Raw genomic sequence first — 25,317 nt, 5'->3', positions numbered from 1 at the left:
AGGTAGATTTAATTTAATATGATGCAACCAAAAAGCGACTATATATAAGATGTGCTGTGCTTTAAAAATGCTAACTTTTTAGAGCTACAACCCATCTTTGAAACCACAAGAGATGAGTTGAATGAGCTTCGAGGTGGTGAGTTTGATACTAAAAATCGTTTGGTAGTTTGGTATTTAGGACTATAAATTAATATTGTTAGATGAGTTTTTTAGAGATATATAAGCACAAAGGGCTGATTCCTTTTGTGTTTTTTTTTATGTTATTAGCAATCTTATCTAAAGATTCTGCTTATCAGATCATTCCTCAGTTTGAGATTAATCTCCAGATCTTGACATTATGCACATAGAGTTGACCTTAGTAACTCTACATTTTGACCGCCTAAGTCAACAAATTTCGTGGAAAAACTGGTCTTGTTGTACAAAAGTTCTTTGAATTAAAGTATAGTCTTACATTAAGTTTCTAATATAATACATTACTGTAACAATTATAAATATAGGTCGATCATATGTCTTCTCATTCAAACAACTATAAAACAAACCTTTGGCAGATTGAACAATTAGAACCTAAGATACTTTTATCAGCGGATTTAATGCCTGGTATTCATGAGATTGAAGGAAGTATTGAACAGCCAGGGGAGAGAGACGTATATGAACTAGTAATAACTGAAACCAGTCGTTTCCTATTTGATGGAAGTTCAGGCGACAATGTTAACTGGTCCCTAAATAACTTAGATAATAACCATTCTTTTACATCTAAAGACATAAATACTAACAAAGATAAGTTTGCAGAATTGAGTGTTGGCAAGTACGAGTTGACTGTTGATGCAAATAGCAGTCAAGTTTCTGATTACAAGTTTAGAATCCTTGGAGAAGAATCTGCTCTATTATTAGAAACAAACGTACCTATTTCGGGAGAGCTGACATCTTCTACTCAAGCACAGCTATATCGTATTCCTGTCACGAAAGGCGATAGTTTGTACTTCCAATCAAATACTGAACTGGATCAAGGGATATGGTCTTTATTTGATGATCAAGGCAATAAAATTGTTTCAGGGTCTTCATTGATTAATGATGTTTCAGGCATAGCAGTCGTAAGAAATGGCAATTATTGGTTATCAGTTGAAAGCAGAACTTCTATAGAAAGTGCAACATATAATTTTACACTTCATCAGCATACTGAAGATGTTTCTTCCATAAAAGTTAATGAAAAAAACAGCCTAACTGTTATTCCAGGCTCAGTACATGAATACGATTTTTCTGTGAATTCTAAGCAGTTAGTTGGTATAGATTTCTTAAACACATTTGACGAAAATAGCGTTGACTGGATAATCATTGATACTTTCAATAACACACAAGTATTAAGTTCTTCCACGCAATATTTTGACATGCTAGATGAAGGGCGCTACAAGCTAAAAATAACAAATAAAGATAGGTTTTCTGGTGCCATAGATTTTAATATCAGAGCGTTGGATGTTTTGACCGCAGGACAAGACGTTCCTCTCACTATATCGTATACGCCTGAAGACTCACTCAAAGCTCAAGTATTTGCTTTCACAGCGAATGAAAGTAAAAAAGTAGTGCTAAGTGTTGATGCTGCGACCTCAAATGTCATAGATTATAGCTATCTTGTTTTGGATACTAACTATCACTTAGTACTTAAAGGGGAACTCACAGGTACTTCAGCTGATATTGATTTAATAGAGGGTGACTATTATGTATGGATTGATAGCAATTCAGAAATAACCACAAACCAAGAAATTAATATTTCTCAGAAAAAGTCTACCATCAATGACTTAGGTGTTTTTATTGGAGAGGGCTTCAACTTAAACCCAGAACTTACCAATGCAGGAGAGCAGCTTAAATATCGCTTTGCAGTAGAAAATCCTGTTGCTCTTACTACTTACGTAACAGAAGGCAGTAGTGCGCTAAGATTTAGCTTGAAAGGTGCAATAGCTGGGACTGTGTTCGAAAGTATAAATTTTGAGGATTTCAGTAATAAACTTAGCCAAATACATTACCTAAAGCCGGATGATTATCAATTGATCGTTGATAACACTAGCCTATCAAATGATACAGTAAATGCTAAGGTTTTCATCCAAACCTTGGAAGCAGCAGTAACTACTACCTTAAAACCGAATGATATTATAGACATAAATAGTATTCAACAGGGAGAAAGCAAGTCATATTCTATCTCATCTACACCATATGATCAGTTCAATCTTGATATTCAGGATTACGTTGCTGAGTCATTTAGGTTCACTGTTATTGATGCTTTTGGTCAAGAAAAACTAATTAGTTACGATTATTTCAGTGAGGAAGAGGCTTTATACAGCAAACTGTCTTTTGACTCAAATCAGGCCCGAGGTCCTTTATACCTTATTGTTGAACGAGTGAACGTGGATGATATTATCAGTACTAAAGCTGATATGATTCTGAACAAGGTGACACTAGGTGCTGACTCTATACTAGCAACGCCTATTGAGATTAATAATGAGCAAACGGTTAGCTTCAGTGATGTGGATTTTAATAATCTCCAGAGCAAATACCAATTTGAGTTAAAAGAAGCTGGATCAATCATCCTTGACACCAATCTTTTTAACAACAATGGCTCTAGAGTCACTCTCTTTGGACCTACAGGTGAAGTGTTCAATGAGTATATTTATAATGAATCTGATTTTGCAACAGACACATTGGCTTTAGCTGACAGTGCACCAAAAGGAGTCTACTACCTAGAGTTTGATGTTGATAGTAGCGTTCAAAACTTCGATTTTACTATCCAGACGTTACCTATATCTACATTACCTCCACTGATACATGATGTCTCAATTGGCATATTAGAGATATCTGAGCCAACACAAATATCTCATGCTTTTAGCTCTTATGGTGATTCTGCAAAAATAGATTTCTCAGTTGATAGTCAGGCTCATTGGGTCATAGATATGAGTTCAAGCCTAGATAGGGAATGGATGCTGATTAAAGATGGTCAAGTTATCTATACAGGCGTCGATGGCAAGATTATAGATCTTGTGCCAGGTGAATATAGTATTGTTATAAACGAAATAGAATATACAGTACCTTCACAAAGACCCGGTAATGAGTTTGAAGTATATGCTGTGAGCAGCATTGAAAGTGATAGCGTATTACCTTCAGATAATGACTTAATCCTTGATGGTTTTAGCCTAACATTTTTAAATGAGATCCTTGCTAGTGATGTCCTTGTTGATGAGTCTATAAGTATTGATGTTTCTAAAGACTACTATTTTTTTAAAGCTACGGACGCGCCAATAGGGGTATACGAATATTATTTCGAGGATGTTTCACGTGAGGCAACGACTTGGCCGGACAATGTGATAACTGATGGTACGCAAAATATAAGACTGAGTAACGCTAATGGTTATTTTTACATTAAGTCAGAAGAGAGTATAAAAGATTGGGATAATGCTGTCTTAAATATTGAGCACTTCTTTCCTGAAAATTCAAAAAATCTAAACGAGATTGATCTTACAGAAGACTTAGTTTTAGAAAGCAATCAACCAGTAGTTGCTAGATTTAACCCAGAGCAACAAGGCTTGTTGTTCATTGATTCAGTGAGTAACGATAGAGAATCAAATAGTAACTTATTTGTCCTGTTTGAAGGTTGGGGGGTGAATGAGTCTCCAAGTATGTTGCCGCAAGAACTTAAGAGTTGGACTGATCCTAGGTTTGTCTTTGCCAATCAAGAGTATTCATTACTTCTAGACTACTATAGTTATTCTGAATTGGCAAACACAAACACCGTTCGTTTCCTAAGTTCGGCAGATGCTGAGGCTTTAGCAGTTGGTGAAACTAATAACCTAACCATCCCTGATAGTCAGAATATAGGGCTATATACCTTTGAGGTTACTCAAGATCAAGCAGTCACACTCAATGAGCTTGAAGGTGCAGATGGTTACACCTATCAAATATATGATCAAAATGCACAATTGGTATATGACAATTCCCGATTCAATACTTTTGGTGATGTTTTTCTCACTGAAGCAGGTACATACACCTTATCTTTGCAAAAAAATATAGATGGTGATAGGTTCGTTGAGGCATTTCCAGAAGGTGTGGTTTTAGAGAGTACTTCTGAGCTGAATGAAGTCCCTTCTCAAAACGAGTCTTCTACAAACGCTGTTTTGCCTTTAACATTGGAGATCATCGCCTATCCGCAAAAGAGCTATGATCTAGGCACGCTAGATATCGAAAATACGGGTAATGCACATTCTATTGATATGCAAGCTGAGCAGTTTAGTAAGCTGAGTTTCACTATTGAAGATGATGGATTTTGGCAGATTGATTTGTTAGCGGAGACTGGTTTCGAGTTTGATCTTTTTCAGGGTGGTAGTGAAGATGGGTCTTTAGTATTATCTAGCTACCCTATGTTTAATGGTGGCCCCGTTAGAGGACCTATTGAGGGGCCTATCTATTTAGAAACATGGGAAACATCAACTGATGAAGTACCACAAATTCTCCCTCAGATTGTTGAGGTAGAATCTGAATTTGAAGACAATAAGCAATATTCTGAAGCCGTGTATTTACAAAAAGGGCAATACACTTTAATCATCGATAACCAAAGTGCAGCTACATTGCAGTTTGTAGCTGTGTCAGTAGATACACTAGCAACACCTATTGTAAACAATGAGCCACAAGACATTGTATTGTCTGAAAGTCAAGCTGCACAATGGTTCGTATATGATAACACCAGTAACTTGCCTATAAATTTCAGTTTAAATGCTCAAGACGACACTGGTTTTAACATTACTGTTTACGATCAAAGTGGACGTGTGTGGTTACATGAAGTAGCCGCTGATGATCTCTTTGTGTTAGAAAGACTACCAACTAAGCTATATATTAAAATTGATACTGAAAATGCCTCACCAGCACAAGCTACCTTTGAAATAAAACCAGATACGTCTGTACACGCTGTACAACCTACCATGGTGGTGGTCAACGAGCAAGCCCAATGGACTGCACCTACCAAGGAATATAGCTTTACTCTGTCACAAGCTGACTTTGTCATGATTACCATAGACGAAGGCGGCTACAACCAGCGTGTGACGTTATTAGGAGAGCGTGGTGAAGAGTTATACAGTGGGAACTTATATGATTTCAATCGAAGCTTATGGTTGCCCGCAGGTAACTACAAGCTAGCGTTTAGCTATAGTGCTGGAGAGCCAGCAGTGTTCGAGATAATTGATGGCCGCTCAGCTAGCCAGCTTGCTATAGATGTACCTTTCGCAGCCAATCTAACAAAAGAGCAAGATAGCTTATTGCTTAAAGTAGTATTGGATAGTGAGAAGGACAATTACCTGCATCTATTTGAGGACGCAAGTTATAACAGTACATTCATAGTTTATAACAATCATGGTGACTATGTAACCAGCATCAATGCTCAACAAGCTGCATATTATTCACTCAAAGCACCTTATAGCGGTGAATATTATATCGCGTACAGTAATAATACAAATGCAGCAACATCACTAAATTTTGAAATCGCTCAAAAACCTAGAAGTGTGCTTCAACCTTTGGTATTAGGCACAGAAAAATCATCTGAGTTCCTTGGTTTAAACAGTAACAATCAGACATATTACTACAGTTTTGAAATAAGCGAAATTGATAGCACCCGTTTGGTCATTACACCAAACTCAGAACTAGATATTGAACTGTATGATATCTATGGCAATCATATTCGTACATTTAATGATTATGACAAGCAGACTATTCGTTTAGAGTCAGGTCGTTACCAGTTACGTGTCTCTGCAGAGAGAGACTATGCTATACCAACAGCCCTTTCTTTCACTGCTGACTTGATTAGTCCCATTGTGGCAGGTCAGCTGACAGAAGCTGATGCAGAACCTTTGAGTATTGTTTTTGACGATGCTTCTAAGCCAAAGACTATCAAGATGGACTTGGTCGCAGGAGAGCGCTATCAGATCACTTTCAATGGTAGTTTTAACTACTATGATGATGTCAGAACGACCTTACGGTTTAATAACGACACTGTTTCTACTAACACTTTTCGACCTTATTATTCTGAACAGAAATCCATATTGTTTACTGCCAGGCACACTGGTGAGTATTATTTAGAAATAGATACGGAATACAGCTATAGTACAGCCACAGATATTACTCTCAGCAAAGGTGAGATCTCAACTGTAGCTTATGAAATTGGAACCGCTTTTGAAGCTAAAGACTTTATTGCTGCAAATGTTGTTAACCATAGGTTTACTCTTGCTGAGTCGGGTCAATATATATTCTCTAAGTATCAGCAAAGCTATACAGATATTAGACTATTGGATAGTCGCGGCCAAATCGTCGATTTTTCCAGTAATGCTACTCGCATATTAGAAGCTGGTAGCTATACCATACAAGTTAGTAAGACAAGAGATTACTATAAGGATTACGCTTATGGTTTTACGCTCGCCAACACTGCCGATCTTGATGAGTTGACTTTCAATCAAAAGTCTACTGCAGCTAACATCAACTACCGTACGCCGATTATTAAGAAATTCCAAGGCAAACAAGGTCAAACCGTCATTTTTGAGGATTTAGGGTATAGTAATTCACTATTGGTAGTAGATAGTGATGGCAACACTCTAGTCAATACAAGCAGCGACACGGTTAAAGCAGTATTACCCAAAACCACCGAATACTATGTCATCTCTTATGCAAGCTCATCTAGTTATGATCGACTAAGCAATCGCAGTCTCTTCGTACGTGAATACGATACCATTGAGACGACGCTATCAACCAATGAAAAGATCGTTGGGAAAATACAGCAAGGTGGTGATGTACATCGTTATGTCATTAACGTAGATACTGCAAAAAATATTGCTATTAATGCGCTTTCAGGAAGTTATTCTGCGCGTTTGCTTGGCCCTTATGGTGATGTTGAAAGTAGCTGGATTAACTTAGATAGCAGATATATCAATCATTATTACTTGCAACCTGGCCAGTATGTTGTAGAAGTCACTGCATCAGATATGACCACGCCGAACTATGAGTTTGAGATTATTGATGTTGCTGATCAGGCAAAGAGTCTGACTATTAATAATGACAGCTTGACAGGAGAAATTGCAGCCAACGAACGTGAGGCTATATACAAATTAGACGTACAAGCTGGGCAACAATATCAAGTGAATTTGGGTGGTATTTCCAGCAATCAGCTACGTTATAAAATTGTTGATGAGCAAGGAAGAATGTTAGCCTCTGATGCTTACGATTATCAGACGCAAACCTTTACCCCAAGTATATCAGGCGACGCCTATCTTATCGTTAATAAGTTCTATGCACCTACTGATACACCAGTAACGTTTACGGTCAATAAAAATCACGTACTGCGCCAGAGCAAAGCGCTTCAGCTCGATACACTAACTAACGGAGCGTTCAATACTTCGCAGGATCAAGACAGCTATTCATTCCATATGACTGAAGATGGCTATTTGAACCTATCAGATATTACTTCCTCCAATACCAACATCACATTGCACCTCTTAAATCCAAACGGTAGTGAAATACGTACGAAGAATAGTCTTAACGGTATTAATAGTGACATCACTTTTTTAAAGCAAGGCGATTACGTACTTAAGATATCTAGTAATGTTAATGGTGAACATCGCTATAGCTTTACTGCTGCTACCAACACACTCTCAGACATTTTATCTGCTCAAGGTAGTACTTTGGAGTCTGCCATTGATGTACCACTAAAATCTAACCAACCTTATAAGTTAACACGATCATCTACCATAGAAAGCCCGACGTATTACCGTTTTATGTTAGCGGCAGATGATGTCGTCTCTATTGCTGCTGCATCAGCACAAGCTGAATTTGGCATAGTAGATAAAGAGGACACTATCATTGCTAGTGCGACAGAAGGTGGTCTGACCCATCTTGCAATAGCTAATGGAGTTTATTACCTAAAAGTATCAGTAGGGTCAGACTTGAATAGCGATGATACAATTGAGTTAGTGTTCAATCGCCAATCAACTAGTAGTGCAGAAAAGGATGCTGGCGACACGCTAGTAACAGCTACTGAGGTAGTGACTACGCCGCACGAGAGCAGGCAATTTATTTCTGTCATTGGAGATGGTGAACAAGCGAAGAAAGATGTCGATATGTATCGCTTTATGGCTGCGGCCGGTGAAACGCTATATATAAATACTGATAGTAGCTTTAGTGAATGGATAAATTTATTCGATGAAAGTGGTAAGAAGATAACGTCAACTACCAACAGTATTAATTATAAAATTACAACTACAGGTGTCTACTATCTAGGCGTTAGCGGTTATTCTAACCGTAATTACAACCCTCAAATTGTAGATGATGGTAGTGTGGACTCGGGCTCTACAGGTTCTGTGAAGTTAACGATTGAACGTCAGGCTTCAATACAAGTAAACAATCCAGTATCTGGTTTTACGACTGCTGCTTATGAAACGCCAATCAATAACTGGCAAGGTAGTATTAAGCAAAGTGAAGTTAAAACGTTCAGTCTGGATGTGGATAATGATGGTTTATGGTATTTAGATAACTTATCTAATGATTCAATAACTTACAACAATAGTTATCAGCGAGTATTGATTACTGATGATACGGGTAAATTAATCATCACTGATTACGATACGCCTGTGTATATGACTAAAGGGTCTTATCAGCTGACACTATGGCAAAGATCATCAGAATCTTCTACAAATTTTGAATGGAAAAATCTTGATGCTCAAGCTAGTGCTATCAATTTGGCTGAAGCCAATCGTGTATCATCACGACCTAATAATGAAGTAGTCAGCTTCGTGTTTGATGCAGCAGTAGGAGACGAGATTTATTTCAATACGCTAGGCAATAACTCGACGAGTTCCTATGCAAGAGGAGATTGGACCTTATATAACGAACAAGGTCAACAAATCCTATCAGGGAGAGGATATGAAGACTCTTATCCTGCGAAAATCATGTCTGATGGGCATTATTATCTGATCTTTGATAGTCGTAGTTATACCAATGGTGGTAGTTGGGTCGACTTTCAAATAGATAAAGTCCAACCGCCTGTAAATAACGATGTTGAGCTTAATCAGGTTGTTTCGGGCAAGCTAACCCCTGCTATTCAGCAGCATGAATATCAGCTAACCATTACAGATGCAAGCCGTATATATTTTGATGGGATCGACTCAAATAGTAACGTTAATTGGCGACTGGTAGATATTCATACTGGTCAAGATGCTATATCAAATCGTCAGGTATATGAACGTAGCGAGAGCTATCTTGTAGTAAAAGGCGACTATAAACTGATTGTCAAGACAGACTATGAATCTAATCAGGATTATAAATTTAAACTACTACATTTAGAGCCGTCACAGACGCTTGAGTCAGGTCAACTGGTACAAGGTCGCCTCAATAAAGACGGTAGTGCTGAGCAGTTCAAACTGAATGTTGAAGCTGGGCAGCGCATCTATATGGACTTCCAGAATCTTCTCGAACGACAATATGGCTATCATCATGAGGGTTGGACTTATAACTACAACGCACGCATTAGTGTGATTGATCCTTATGGCCGTCATCAGTCAGTTCAAACGTTAGGTGATAATGAGTTTGTAGCGACTGTTGATGGTGACTACACCGTCGTCATTGAGCAATATGGTAATAAGAATATCGACTTGCCCTATCGCTTTATTACGTTCGTCAACGATACTTATCAACCAAGACCTATTGAGCTGGAAACAATATCACGTGAGATGGATCTTGTAGTAGATAATGTGCAAGTGTCTTCAGCAATACCAAATAGTGACATCACTTCTAGTAGTGATGTCCTGATTGGCTGGACAACCACAAACCAAGGCACTAAGCCTACGCTAGGTAACTTCGCCGAGCGTATTATCATTAAAGAAATTGCAACGGGTAATATCATTGCGCAAAAGCTAGTGACTTACGATGAGGTTACGCAAGGATCTATTCTTGCTACCGAGTCTAGACAACGTCAAACGAAGATCCGATTGCCAGAGGGCGCAGCAGGCACAGGTCAGTTTGAAGTCATTGTCGAGACCGATATGACCAACACGCAAGCTGAAACTGGCAGTGATGAAGAAAATAATATCATCAAGGCTACCTTTGAGTCGAAATTGGCTGAGTACCCCAATTTAGTAGTGACCGACATTCAATTAACACCTGCTGATAGTTGGCAGTCTGGCCAGACCATCACAGTGAATTGGGGTACTAGAAATACCGGTACAGTGCCTGCTTTAGGAAACTGGATAGAAAAACTAAGTATTGTCAATACCACCACCAATAAAGTGGTGGCGACCGTCGATGTTGTCGTTAGCGATGCCCTCATTGCACCAGGTGAGGTGCAAAATAGTCAAGCGAGCTTCATATGGCCTGCAGGTATTGATGGTCTCGGTCAGTTTGCCATTAGTGTTATGACAGATGCCTATCTACAAATAGAAGAAGGCGACCAATCAGTTAATAAAGCAGATAATACCTCTCAAATTGTGGTGTCGGCAGGGCCAGATATTGTGATTGGTGACCTAGTCATTGACAATGATGAGTTGCAGGCAGGTGACACGGTGACCTTGGGTTGGTCTGAAACCAACCAAGGAAATATGCCAGTTCCTATTAGCTATCAGGATAGAGTAACACTTTATAAAAAGAATGCAGATGGGTCGGTAGGAGAAAAGATACTAGATACGTCGGTGTCCTTTGATGATAGCGAAAATTTGCTACCTAATGAGAGTAGACAACGTCAGTACAGCTTTAAATTACCTGAAGGACTCAAAGGTAGTGGTGACTTTGTATTATCAGTCACAGCAGATTCCAATTTGTCAGGATACGGACTGATATTCGAAGTTAACTCAGATAGTAGTGGGGAAGACAACAATACCTTAAGCAAAGACTTGTCTGTATCTGAGAAAAAATATGCTGATTTATCTGTGTCTACCGTCACAACCCCCAGTTCCGTCAAGTCTGGTTATGCTGCCCAAGTCAGTTGGACTGTTACAAATAATGGAGAGTCAGATACTCAAGGCAATGGCTGGGTGGATCGGGTTGTTCTGATAAAAAATGGAAGTAATGCGCAGTATGGTACGGTACTAGCGCAAGTAGCCAGAACTGAGCCACTAAAAATAGGTGAGTCCTATACTGTTCAGCAGTCAATTGATATACCTCGTAACCTTGCAGGGCAGTATCACCTTATTGTAATAACAGATGTCAACCAAAGTCAGCTAGAGCCCGAGACTGTTAGCAACAATCAGAAAAATTCTGCAGATTTTGATATCTTACAAACGTATGTAGATTTAATACCTTCAATTGTTTCTCTCCCAGAAGCGGCGAAGGCTGGGCGCGATTTGGAGATATCATGGAGTGTGCTAAATCAGGGCACGATTTCAACCAGTGCTAACTACTGGGTTGATGACATTTACCTCTCTAAAACAGCAGTCCTCAATGGAGATGCGATAAAGATTGCCTCCAAATCTCATACGGGCACCTTAGCTATTGATGCAACTTATGAATCCTCTATGAAGATTCAAGTGCCCAAAAATTTACTGGGTGATTACTACGTTATCATCAAAACAGACGCCTCTGGTAATACCTACGAGCCGAATAAGACAGGGAATAATATAGCGATCTCTACAGGTGCTATATTCGTTGGTGAAGAGCCAATACCAAACTTAACCGTTAATAATTTATCAATCGATGACAAGGTGCAAGTTGGGCAACCAATTGAAGTTACCTTCGATCTGTCAAACACTGGCACAGATATTATCAATGCCAACACTTACCATAGAATGGTATTTACCAATACCAATGATCCAAGTCAAACCGCTACTATCACATTACCGCTAGACGCAATCGTTTTGATGCCCAATAGCACTACCGCAAAGACTGCTTCAATTAGAGTTCCGCAACTAGTAAATGGTGACTGGACGGTTAGATTAGAAGTTGATTATTCTGGTTATATTGTAGAGTCAGAAGAGAATGACAATACCGCAACCACTACCATGAGTGTCGTGTCACCAGACTTGACTGTAGGTCAAATTAGTACGATAGGTAAACTTCAAGGTGGGGAGCCTATCCAGATAGATTGGGAGACAGTCAATGCAGGTGAAGCTATAGCAGAAAATGTCGTTGACCGTATTTATCTGTCAAAAAACGATAGTATTGATCGTGACGATATTTTATTAAAAGAAACCATTCACAGCTCGATTGCAGCTGGTGATAAAGTCCTTAGTAGTATCAATTACGACATTCCTGTCAGTTTAGAAGGCTCATGGTACTTCATCGTTGTAACCGATGCGACTAACCGTAACACCGAAAATGGTAGTGAGGGTAATAATAGCGCGCAAAAGTTACAACAAATTGCCATAAATGATTATGCTGATCTTGCGGTCACTTCGGTACAAGCGCCAAAGCAGACTATTGCTGCTCCTGCAACCATCCAAGTGGATTGGACTGTAACCAACCAAGGTATTGGTAGTGGTAAAACGTTAAGCTGGACAGACAGTATCATCTATTCTGCCAATGATGTACTAGGTGATAGTGATGATATTATCTTAGCCACTAAAGAGCACCATGGTGAGTTAGCAGTTGGTGAAAGTTATAGCGACAGTATCAGCTATCAGTTTGGTCCTGACTTTACGCGTCATGGGCGTATATTTGTACAAACTGATAGTGCTGGTTCAGTTTGGGAAAATGATTTAGACAATAACAATGTCATGATGAGCAGTGATGCTGTAGATGTCATGCCGACTAAATATGCTGATTTAGTGGTTGATTCAGTGTCGATACCTAGTACTGCAACCAGCGGCAATACCATTGATGTCTCTTGGCAAGTGAGTAATCAAGGAATTGGTATCACTGATAAAAATCAGTGGACAGATAAGGTATGGCTTTCTGAGAACCCTGATGGTAGTGGCAAAATATGGAATCTAGGATACCTAAGTCACTTGGGCGTCTTGAGTGCTGGTGACACATATAATAGTACGATTCAGGTTGTCCTTCCTAATGGGTTAGAGGGTGACTATACATTACATATTAAGACTGGTGGTGTATTCGAGTTTACTCATTATAAGAACAATACTACATCCGTCTCCATACCAATTAGCTTGTCACCGTCAGCGGATTTGGTTGTTAGCAATATCTCTCTTCCTGCAGAAGCGAAAGAGGGTGATTTAATTGAGCTGTCATGGCAAGTAAAAAACCAAGGCAATGCTATTGCACAAGGACAATGGGTAGACGAAGTAAGGCTTATATCTACATCAGATGAAACCAACATCATATCACTAGGTCAATATAACTATGTAGAGCCCTTAGAAATTGGAAAAACATATACTCGTCAGGAACAAATTAGACTACCGCAAAAAATGCAAGGGGTTTGGCGGTTAGAGGTTGTTACCAATAAAAATAACAGTATCTACGAGCATGGTGACTTTAGTCAAAATAATAAAAAAGTGTCAGAGGATGCTTTAGCGGTAAGCTTATACGCTCGCCCTGATTTACGCGTTACAGATGCTGTGGTTCCAGAAGAGGTAACAGCAGGTACTAGAACTGCTGTTAAATTTACCGTAAGTAACTTAGGTTCAAAATCGACCAATAAGCAATGGCAAGATGCGGTTTATTTATCATTGGACGGTAAATTAAGTGCTGACGATACTTTGATCGGTCGTATCAGTAACCCGTCTGCATTGGCACCAACAGAAAGCTATACTTCTGCATCAACAGATATTGATATACCCATTCATTATCGCGGTGATGTTTATGTCATTGTAGTTGCTGATGATACTTACAAACTAGATGAGTATCCTAATGAAGTTAATAATCATCTTGTTAAAAAGCTACATGTCAATGCGGTACCTTTTTCTGACTTGGTGACCGAAGAAGTAGTCGCCCCAGATCAAGTTGCACACGGTTCAACGATTGATGTGCGCTATAAAGTTAGTAATAAAGGCTCTGCGCCCACGCAAGGAATAGAGGCTAAAACAGATAGTTGGACAGACACAGTTTGGCTAACAAAAGACCCAACACGCCCGCGTTCTGTCCGTGGCGATATTTTACTGGGTAAAGTTATTCATACAGGTAATCTGAAAGTTGGTGAAGATTATTTAGGTGATATTCGTGCGACTATCCCTGAGGGCACTCTATCAGGTACTTGGTATATCACCGTATGGAGTGATACGTACGATGTTATTTTAGAAGATACATTAGCCTCAAACGTCAACCCAAATGACCCAGCGGAGCTGGATAACAATAACTATTCGTCTAGAAAAATAGACGTATTAGGATATACGCCTCCTGACCTAAAGGTCATAGAAGTGACCGCTGATCAACAGGTCAAGGCAGGTAGTGAGTTTAGCTTTAACTATACGGTACAAAATATTGCCGATGCGTTCGAAGAAAAAATGGCTGACCAAATTAACAATTGGGTCGATGAGGTATGGTTATCCGATAGCACAGACTTAACTACTGCTAAAGAAAAGTGGTTACTGGGTAGCTATAAGCAAAGCCGAGGGCTGGGTAATCTAGAGAAGTATACCAACTCACAAACAGTGACATTGGCACCATCAATAGATGCTAAGTATCTTATTGTGAGAACCAATACGTCTGCAAGCTATAAAGATTCAATTCAAGAACTTACGAAAGCGAATAACGAGCTATTGACAGATACTGAGGTCAATAGTCAGCCTTCAGATTTACAAGTCACTAAAATTATCACTCAACCCGATAATTTTTCAGGTGAGCTTACTGATATATCTTGGACAGTTACCAACCATGGCGCTGATGTTTGGAGTGATAGTAAAGATTGGCAAGATATTGTGGTTATCAGTAAATACCCTGAGATGATACAGGGTGAATATGAGGTTTTAACCACTTATACTCATAAAAACATGGCTGGTCTCAAGAATGGGGCAAGTTATACTGCTAACGTAAAAGCATCACTACCGGTAGGTGCTGATGGTGAATATTATATATTCGTTATCACTGATGGCAGAATAGGGTATAGGACATCGGCAGTAAGTGCTCAAATAGAAAAACCAATGGGTAGCACAAACATAGAAGCACTTTCATTATATGGTGGTAAGAAATATAACCCAGATGCGACAACAGGATCAGTATTTGAAGGTGATCTAAATAATAACAACATTAAGCGTGCCACACTTAATATTGAATATCGTGAACCTGATCTCGCTATAGAAAAGATAGAGGTATCGAAGCCTAATCCTAAAGCTGGTGAGGAAATCACTGTTAAATGGACCGTAATTAATCAAGGTACACGAGAGACTCGCAGTGGCTTTTGGTTAGATGGTATTTATTTATCCAATGACGATGATCTTGATAAATCTGACCACCCACTAGTCGATAGAGGCGAAAAAATTGAAACAGATACGCGAACCAAAATAACTTCAGTCGTCAATAGAGATGCCGATGGTAATATCTGGTATTTGAAGCCTGGTGAGCGTTATACCAATTCAGCAACCTTTAGACTACCGACCAATATCGGTGGCGATTTTAAGTTAATTGTAAAGGCTGATACTGAGTTTTATAAAGGTGGAGATGCAACGAGCAGCATTAGACAAGGACTACAAACTATCGATGGCAGCCGAAATACGGGCTTTGTTCAGGAGTTCGGCGATGAGGGTAATAATGTTACCGCCATTGATCTACCGATTACTTTTGTTGCACCACCAGATTTGCAAGTTACCTCTGTCGCCACACCAACCAATGTTATTGCAGGCCAGCAGTTCTCAGTAGATTATCAAGTTATCAATAAAGGCGGCGCTGTACCTGACAATCAGTATGGTTGGAATGATCGTATTTATCTCTCCAAAGACCGTTTCTTAGACACGCAAAAAGATACTTATTTAGGTTACGTCAGTCACAAGGGTGGTCTAGATAAAGATAGTACTTATGATGCCAGTCTAAGTCTTAAAGCGCCGATAGACTATGATGGGGCTTATTACGTCTTTGTATTAACTGATGCAGGCCATAATGTAGCTGATACAGGTCGTGTCGTTGAGTTTGACAACGAAGGCAATAATGATAGTGCGGCGTTACAGCCTATATTAATTACCATTCCTGATGCGTCAGATTTAGTAGTGACTGATACGACAGTACCGGCGTCAGTAGCAGTTGGTGACGAGATTGAGGTGACTTACTCAGTAGAAAATCAGTCTGATAATCGAGCCTATGGAAGCTGGGCGGATGCTATTTATCTGTCCTCTGATAATGCTTGGGATAAAGATGATATTTTATTGGGTCATGTATACCATACGAATGGTCTAACCGCTAAAGAAAGCTATACAGCTACCTTAAAAAGTTATAAAAACGCTAAAGGTGATTTGGTAAAAATCACGATGCCACCTGTAAAAGACAGTAATTGGCGAGTGATTGTTCGTCCTGATGCTTACAATGAAGTGTACGAAGGCAGTATTCGTTATACCGGCGATGGACTGGTATTTGCGCCCGGAGAAGCGAACAACTTCAATGCATCGGCAGCCAGTGTTGCGGTGACAGTTCCAGAGATTGAGTTAGGTGTTAAGGAATTGCTGTCACTAAATGGTGATGATACTAAGTTATATAAAGTAAATGTATCAGATGGCGAGACACTACGAGTTTTACTGAAATCTGATAATGATAAAGCGGTCAATGAGGTCTATGTCCGTTATGGCGACATCCCAAGTGGTTATAACTATGATGCGGCATATACCGATGCAATGTCAGCCAATCAACAAGTTATGATACCCACTTCTAAGGCAGGTGATTACTATATCTTGGTCAAGTCTCGTGCCGTCTCTGGTGAGCAGCCTAAAGTTAGCTTACTAGCAGAAGCAATGCCATTGTCTATTACTGAAGTCACACCGGATCAAGGTGGCCGCGGTACTGATGACCATCGTTGGGTGACAGTAGATATCAAAGGCAGTCAGTTTGCCGCTGGTGCCTTAGTGAAGCTTGTACGACCAGGGGTGTTCGAAGTTGAGCCAGAACGCTGGCAAGTCATTGATGCTACCCATATCCGTGCCATATTTGACTTACGGCAAGTACCTTACGGACTGTATGACATTAAGGTGATCAACACTAATGGCGAGAGCGTCACTGAAGCGTATCGCTATTTGGTTGAGCGCTTCATTGAGCCTGACGTCACTATCGGTATCGGCGGAAGTCGTGATATTGAGCCAGGTGGTAAGAATGACTATAGCGTCTCTTTACAGAGCTTAACCAACGTAGACACACCTTACGTGCGCTTTGATGTTGGGACAAGTGAGATGGGTTATAGTGACAACTTGTTTGAAGGTTTGCCTATACCTTACATCATATTCTCCTCTAATATTGGGGGACAGCCAGATGGTCGATATGTTGATATTGCCAATAACCAACAGTATGGTGAAACCCCAGCTGATGGTAGCATGCGCAGAGATGTACCATGGGCTGTTTTGGACAGTGCTTTAAACACTAATGGTTTGAACCTCGCTCCTGGATATGCTTTTGATGTAGGGGCTGGTGGATTCGTAGGTAGCACCTTCAATATCAAAACGTATCCTGGACTGAACGAATGGCTGGCCTATGATTTTGAAGGCTTTCGCAATCAAATGTATATGATTAGACCAGATTGGAAAGAGCAAGGTCTACTAGATAGTGGTGTTCAAGATCTCGATAAAATAAGCAAAGGCTTAACTGCGAAGTTTTTGAGTCAAGAACCCAAAGAACACATGACCACAGAAGAGAGTTTATCACTACCATTTAGGTTTAATATTTTCGGTAGCGCGACGCCGATTACGCGCGAAGAGTTCATTGCCGATCAAATAAAACATGCTGACAAAATAAGACAAGCGATATTGATTGATATCGAAGCTAGTGAAACTTTACAGTTATTAGCCTCTGAAAAAGATCAGTGGGAAAAAAGCTGGCTGGCAGCGCTAGAAGATGCTGGTCTATTGCGTCCCATTGACGACGCCCCACCAATCCGTGAAGACGTTAAAGTGGTTAGTTTAAATGCAACCTTAGCAACAGGGATTTTAGTTGGAAAAGCGGGCGATGAGTTTGTATCTCAAGCCGACTTGGTAAGTTTCTTTGCCAAGGTTCAGCAGTGGTATGGTGATACAGCCAAATGGTCAGGCGACCCTGATGCCAAAGTAATTGATTATGATTATTCTGAGTTTCGAGAAAATCCTGAAGGTGAGGGCGTTTTTGTGCCCGTACCATCATCTCCTGACTTTGAGCAATTTGATTTAGGTGCTAGTACCGATACACATTTCTTAAACTTCAATGTCTATGCGGGTGGTAGAGCAGAGCTTGAATATTTGCGTCATATTGGTATGTTAGACGAGGATTTTAGACCGATTGGGCCGCAAGCATTAAACTTGACCCAGTACTTATCACAAATCTCTGAACAAAATGACCAAAGTGTTTTATCTGTCAAAGGTCCTAAAGCGTTATCGAATGCAGAGGGTGTGAGCTACTTGCCAGCTGATATTGCATTGCCTTTCACCATCAACTTCGACAATCAAACAGAACAAGTCGTTAATGAAATTAGAATTGTCTCTGAATTAGATGACAGCCTAGATCCTTATCGTATCAGAATAAAAGATATAAAAATTGGTGATATTAATATTCGTGTGCCTGGAGATAAAGCAAGTTTCCAAGGTGATTTTGACTTTACAGCAACAAAAGGATTCATCCTTAGGGTTAGTGCAGGCATTGATGCAGAGAGTAGCGTAGCAACATGGTTGCTGCAAGCGATCGATCCAGAGACTGGACTGGTTATCACAGATGACGTTAGAGAGCTGTTATCAATCAATGACAAAGGCTATGTGAGTTATACCGTCACTAATAGTGTGGAATCAGAACACGATGATGATATAACAGCTAGCGCTAGAATATTTTTCAATGGGATAGAACCTTTTGATAGTGAGTCACTGAGCTATAAGTTGGATAAGCTAGCGCCTATCAGTGCGATTAGCGCAAAAAGTATTAGTAGTACTGATTTGCCAACTTACCAAGTGAACTGGCAAGCAACTGACGAAGGTGCTGGTGTTAAGCACGTGACCGTATATGTAGCAAAAGACGGCGGTGATTTTAGAATATGGAAAAAGCAAGCTGTCGGTAGTGAAGGCAGTGCTATATTTACTGGAGAAGTAGGCAGTAGCTATGAGTTCTTGACAATGGCGACTGATTTGGCAGGTAATACTGAAACGGCTTCAATCAGTAATGCGGTACTACCTGACGATGGCAGCACAGCAAGCCTGTTAGAGCAGCTAGGGATTCAACAGCAGCTTGAACAAACCAAGCAGATGCCGCAAGCAAAACACGACCGGGCCTACCAAGACAACGCCTTATATGAGGTTGTTAAAAAGGGAATGCCAGGATATGTTGCCAATCAAGCACCAGTAGGCGAAATTACTCAGACCAGTGACTTACAGTCAGTATTGGCACCCTTTGCTTTGAGAGGTTTTGCGTCAGGCTACTCATCTAGTAGTGCTGATATCGGCGCTACGGCAATGGTGCAGCTGACCAATGGTCAGTTGTTAGTCAGTGCAGGCGAGCTGCGCAACGAGGTGTATCGTTTTGATGGTAAGGATGGTGGTTACAGTACTTTGCCTTTATTTAGCGTTGCTGCCCCTATCTTAGATATGGCTATAGATAAGTTAGGTCAGCTCTGGGTCATGACAGGTAGTGAGTTGTGGTTAGTTGATGTTAATACAGGCGATATAATTGAAAATTATAGTTTGCCATCGAATGAGCCATTAACTCATGCTATAGCAGTTGATCCTACAACAAATAAGCTTTACGTGAGTAGCGGCAACGGTATTGAGGTGCTGGATACTACAGAAACGGACAGCAAAAAAGCGTGGTCACACTTCTCGAATAACCAAGTCAGAGACCTAGCTTTTGGACCTGATGGTCGCTTATGGGGCGTTGTTTGGACAGGTAAAGAAATTATCTCTGCCGCTCATGGTACAACAGATATCGTTAGCTTCCCAATGTCAGGTCGCTACAAAGGTCGAGCAGAGATCGAATACACACTTACAGGTCAAATTGACAATATTGCTTTTGGACAGGCAGACACCGCGCTTGCAGGCTTGCTTATTGCTGGTAGTCAGTTAGAGCAAAGTGCAGAGGTGGCTCACAGTGCTTCGCTATGGATGGTGCATCTAAAAACTCGAGAGGTCACTGAAATTGCAAAAGGCGGTACACGTTCTGAAGCAGTAATGACTACAAGTGATGGCAGAATCCTGCTAGCGCAGACAAATTTTATTGATGAAATAGCGCCAATCAAAGCGCCAAAGGTTGTACGGTCATCTATCGATGATGGTGCTCTATTGCCACTACCATTAAATCAGATCACGGTTACGTTTGATCAAGGCATGTGGCTAGGACAATCAGGTCAGGATATACAGGACGTTGGTAGTGTTATCAATCCTAATAATTATAGACTAGTGTCTGTAAGCGATGGTAGTAAGCAGTCTTTGCTACCTGAGCAAGTGATGTGGGATGCGGCATCGCAATCAGTCATTTTGACCGTTCCTAATCTTACCCCTGATCAGTGGCGTTTAGAAGTATCGTCTAATGTACTGAGCCGTGCTCAGATTCGGCTGGATGGTGTCTATGTGGTTGGATTTACCGCTGTAAGTGACTTTAGCAATCGGGTCGATATTCAGTTTACAAATACTCGAGCAGATCGACTCACAGGTTCGGTGAGTTATGATGTGAGTATTACCAATACTGGTGTTGATGACATCAAAAATGCACTAATGCTACTGCTAGATCCAGGTCAGTACTTCGCTGATTCTATTAGCGATGCAGACAAACTTGGGGGTGCCCAGCAAGGACTATGGGTGATAGATGCCACCCAAGCACTAGCTGACATGGGTGGTCGACTTTCACAAGGTGAAACTCTAAAAAATATCACAGTTACGATCAGACCTACGTCTGACTTTACGACGACACAAGCAGCAGGTGAGTTGGTTAAAGCTCAGCTGTCTCATCATGTTTATGCCCTACCTTACGACAATTTACCTCCTAGCATAAAAGCAGTTGTGGTAGATGATGCAGACGTAGACACCACTCAACTATCAGATACAGATGAGCTGCTAAGTGCTAAAGCAGGAGTAGCTTGGCAAGCTAGCCTTGCTGGTCTTGATAAGGATGGTCAAGTATTTTCTTGGTCATTGGTAGATGCACCAAAAGGCATGTCTATTACTATGCAAGAGCAGGTAGTAGAAGATGACGATGGTAACTATCAAAACCAAGTTACTTTGTATTGGACACCAACTGCCCCAGATTTGGCAGACACTAGTATTCTAGTGCGCGTTGTTGACAGCCGAGGGGGTGTTGCTTTAAAACGCTTCAATATTAGCGTAGAAGGCGGTAATCATGCCCCCGTGATTGGCCAAGTCCGTAACCTCCGATTGACAGAAGGTCAGTCGTTACAGTTACCAATCAATATAGTGGATGCTGACGGTGATGCTGTTACGGTAGCGTTTAAAAACTTGCCGAATGGCGCACAGTATGATGCCGCTACTCAAACATTAAGCTGGTTACCAAGTTATGATCAAGCTGGGATCTATGACAATATTAGGGTTATTGCCACTGATGGAAAACACACTCAGTATTACGATTTTAATATTGAAGTGGTACAGGGCTACGCCAAACCTGTATTTGAGATGATTGAGACACAGCAACTGCGTGAAGGTGAAGCCTTTGGTATTCAGCTTGCAGGCAGTATGCCAGGTGGGCTCAATCAAGCAGACGGTACGCGTGTAGAGCTTGAGTATTACGCTAGCGTATTACCAGCAGGTGCCAAGTTAGATGGCAAAACAGGATGGCTCAGCTGGACACCTGGTTTTACTCAAGCTGGCTTGACCGAGGTTCCTATTCGTCTGATTGCGACTTATCATCCTGCAGATGGCGCGCGCGCCGTCACTACGGTTGCAACACAAACACTTAGCTTAGATGTTGCTAATGCTAACGCTGCACCTATATTTGAGCCTGTACAGTCGTGGCAGATCATTGAGGGACAGCCATTACGTATCAGTACGTTTGCCTTTGATCCTGACAATCCAAACTTCACACCCAAGATCCGTCTGCGTGAGGGCGCAGATGCCATCAGTGAAGATGGTTCTGATATAGCCTCCACAGTCACTTATCAGGTTGAAGGGTTACCAGAAGGTGCGGTCTTCGATGAGGAGACTTTAGAGATTAGTTGGAGACCAAACTACGAACAAGCGGGTACTTACTACATTACTGTAACTGCCACTGATGATGGTGATGGTACTGGCATACCCGCTGTTAGTACGATGACTGTTCCTGTTATTGTAAATAATGCCAATCGAGCACCGATATTCAGTGAGCTTGATAGCATTACCGTACCAAAAGACAGTATTCTTGAAGTACCCGTCAGTGTGCTAGATGTTGAAGGTAATGCGTTGTCCTTGATGTTAAATGGCTTGCCAGATTTTGCAACTTATGAGCAAACAGGTGAGACACTTTTAACAGAAGGTCGCATAGTATCAGGAGTCATTCGTTTTGCGCCTACGACAGGCGATCGTGGTAGCTATACTATTCAGCTCACTGCTCAAGATGATGGCGATGGCGATGCCAATCAAGCAATGATTACCAATACCTCTTTTGTGGTTACTGTGACCAGTCTGACAGAAGCTCCAGTCATTAATATACCCTCACAAGTGGTAGCAGTAGCTGGTCAGCAGCTATCTATCCCTATAGAGGTGACTGATTTAGATCAAGATGCCTTAAGCTTTATGAAAGACAGCCTGCCTGCAGGCGCTAGAATCATTCAAGAAGCGCAATATGGTAAGGCGAGATTGGTATGGACACCGACACCTGCACAAATCGGTAAATATAACTTAACCTTTGCAGTATCTGATAGTGGGTTACCACCTGAGAATGCCGGCTATACCTTACCAGAAGGAACCACGCCGGTACCAAATGTCGCTACAAAAGACATTACCATTATCGTTAAGTCTGAGAACCAGTCTCCAGAAATACTTGACGCTGTCTTAACAGGAGAAGCGCATTTACTAGGCCAAGTTACGGCAAATACCGATACTATCAGCATTGAGGCTCATGAAGGACAAGTCTTTGGCATTGAGCTATTTGCTCGAGATAATGATTTGGATGCAGCTCATTGGAATGTGTCAGGACTGCCCAAAGGCATGACCGTGACAACGCAGCCTATGAGTAATGGGCAAAGCAAACTGCTGCTTTCTTGGTTGCCAGGCAAGTTTGCCGCACAAACAAATGCAGGAGTATATGATCTGGTGGTCACAGCATCAGATGGTACGGCAGTTGCGAGCCAAAAGATATCCATCAAGGTTGCCAATACCAACCAGTCGCCAGTGCTATTGTCTATGCCGATGCAACTGATCTATGAAGGTCAGACATTAAGTTTTAACCTCTTAGCGCAAGATGGCGATAATGACGCAATCCGTTATAGCCTTGTCTATGATGATAATACCCCTGATGGCGTGCTGTTTAATGCAACCACAGGTTATTTTGAATGGACGCCATCGCTGCAAACGGTTGATAATGCAGTACAAGCTGATGAGGCTTATGAGTTCACCTTTGCAGCGACTGATGGACAAATACGTGTTCTAAAAACGGTACAAGTACGCGTCTTAGATGTCAATAAAACACCGACTATCAATGCCAGTAACCATGCGTTAGTAGTGGGAAGTGAGTTTAGTTTGCCCATCATCCGTGAAGATAGTAATCAAAGCCAAGGCATTAGTATTTATGATGCCGATGGCGAGGCACAAACAAACAATCTAACGGTCAGCTTTGCAAACTTACCTGAAGGTGCCTCTTACAATCAGCAGGGCGGTGTCATCGAATGGATACCAGGCCCTGGACAAGTGGGCGATTATCAAGTAACCGCGACGGTAAATGATGGACACAATACGGCTTCCTACATTTTTACCTTGAGAGTGGTGGCTGATAAGACCAGCATCCGTCCTGATATCACAGTTAACCTAACACCAAGCACGCCTATTATGCCAGGGCAATTAGTCACAGCAACGGTACGTGCAGACAGCTATGCTGCGATAGCTGACATCCAAGTACAGATGCGCGGGCAGGCACTGGGTGGTAGTAATCCTGAGGTATGGCAAGACGTCACGCTAGATAACGTTGGTCGTCTCAAACTAAAGCCAAGTATGCATGGCCTTATAGAGATAAAAGTAACGGCTACCGATATTGATGGCTTTAGCCATAATAGTATTAGTCAGGTTCGAGTCAAAGACTCTTCTGATAGTACCGCTCCGGCATTGACGTGGTCTGAGGTGCTAAGTACAGCAAATACTTCTACGCAGCCTATTACTATCAACAACACAACTGCCATCGCTGCCATCTTACAAGATGCGCAAATGATGGGGTATACACTTGAAATTGCACCAATGCGTGTCGGTCAAGCCACTCAAAGCTTGAACTGGCTCACATTATCAGAGCAAAATTACCGCGCAGAGAATCTTAACGATGCTATTGAGCTTAAGACATTAGACCCTGCTCAGTTTGTCAATGGTGTCTATCAGCTACGACTAACCGCATGGGATCTGGCAGGTCGCGTGAGCACTAAGCTTGCGAACGTGTTGATCGATAGCCAAGATAAAGTAGCAGCGACTACCCATTCGGATGCTATCTATCAGCTTGGTAATCATACTATTTCTTTACTGCGTAGCTTAGAGAATACCGATATTCGCCAATCTGGTACTCAAGACTTTGGCAACTGGACGCTACCACTACTAGATACTCATCTTACTCATGATCAAGCAGACAGGGACGCCTTAGGTGCGACCGCGCCTTGGCGGGACGGTACAAGATTATGGATGCAACTACCAAATGTCATAGACAATACAGCAGCAGGCTTGGATGCCAGTGTCGTTAGCAACCTGCGCTTTACGCTCCAGCTTGACGAGCAGACAGATGGACAGTATCAGCCAGTATTTAACGAGAGTGAAGGTTGGGGTTTACGAGTTGGTACACTCGATAGCCAAAGTAGCGTGACGTTAGCGACGCAAGGCGATCGCTTATACAATGCAGATACTGGGCTGGCATGGATACCCACCAGTTTTGTATTGACTAATACAAAAGGGGACAGCTATCAAGTCAGCCAAACAGGCAGTATCGAGCAAATTCGTTTTGCCGATGGTAGCCAATGGTTAGTGACAAATAGTGGCATTGCACTGGTCGGTGATAGCAGTCATCAATCTCGCGTGCAGTTCATCCGCGATACTGAAGGTAGAATTGAGCGTGTCGTTGGTATGAATGCACAAGACGATCTAACCAGTATCGTCTACCGTTATGACG

The 25,317-nt window shown here is 41.3% G+C and carries 1 protein-coding gene (only partly in view); it reads left to right on the top strand.

Features of this window, described 5'->3' with window-relative positions:
* Positions 1–506 precede the first annotated feature (506 nt).
* A protein-coding gene (locus tag ACHEVO_RS01650) for a tandem-95 repeat protein (RefSeq protein WP_394123665.1) crosses the window boundary here: on the top strand, positions 507–25,317 show its 5' portion. 13,643 nt of this gene lie beyond the right edge of the window; only the first 24,811 of its 38,454 coding nucleotides appear in the window; its start codon is at positions 507–509; its stop codon lies off the right edge, out of view.

Source organism: Psychrobacter nivimaris (assembly GCF_043419765.1).
Lineage (GTDB): Bacteria > Pseudomonadota > Gammaproteobacteria > Pseudomonadales > Moraxellaceae > Psychrobacter.
The sequence above is the reverse complement of the archived record's forward strand: the minus strand, read 5'-3'. Positions and strand labels throughout refer to the sequence as shown.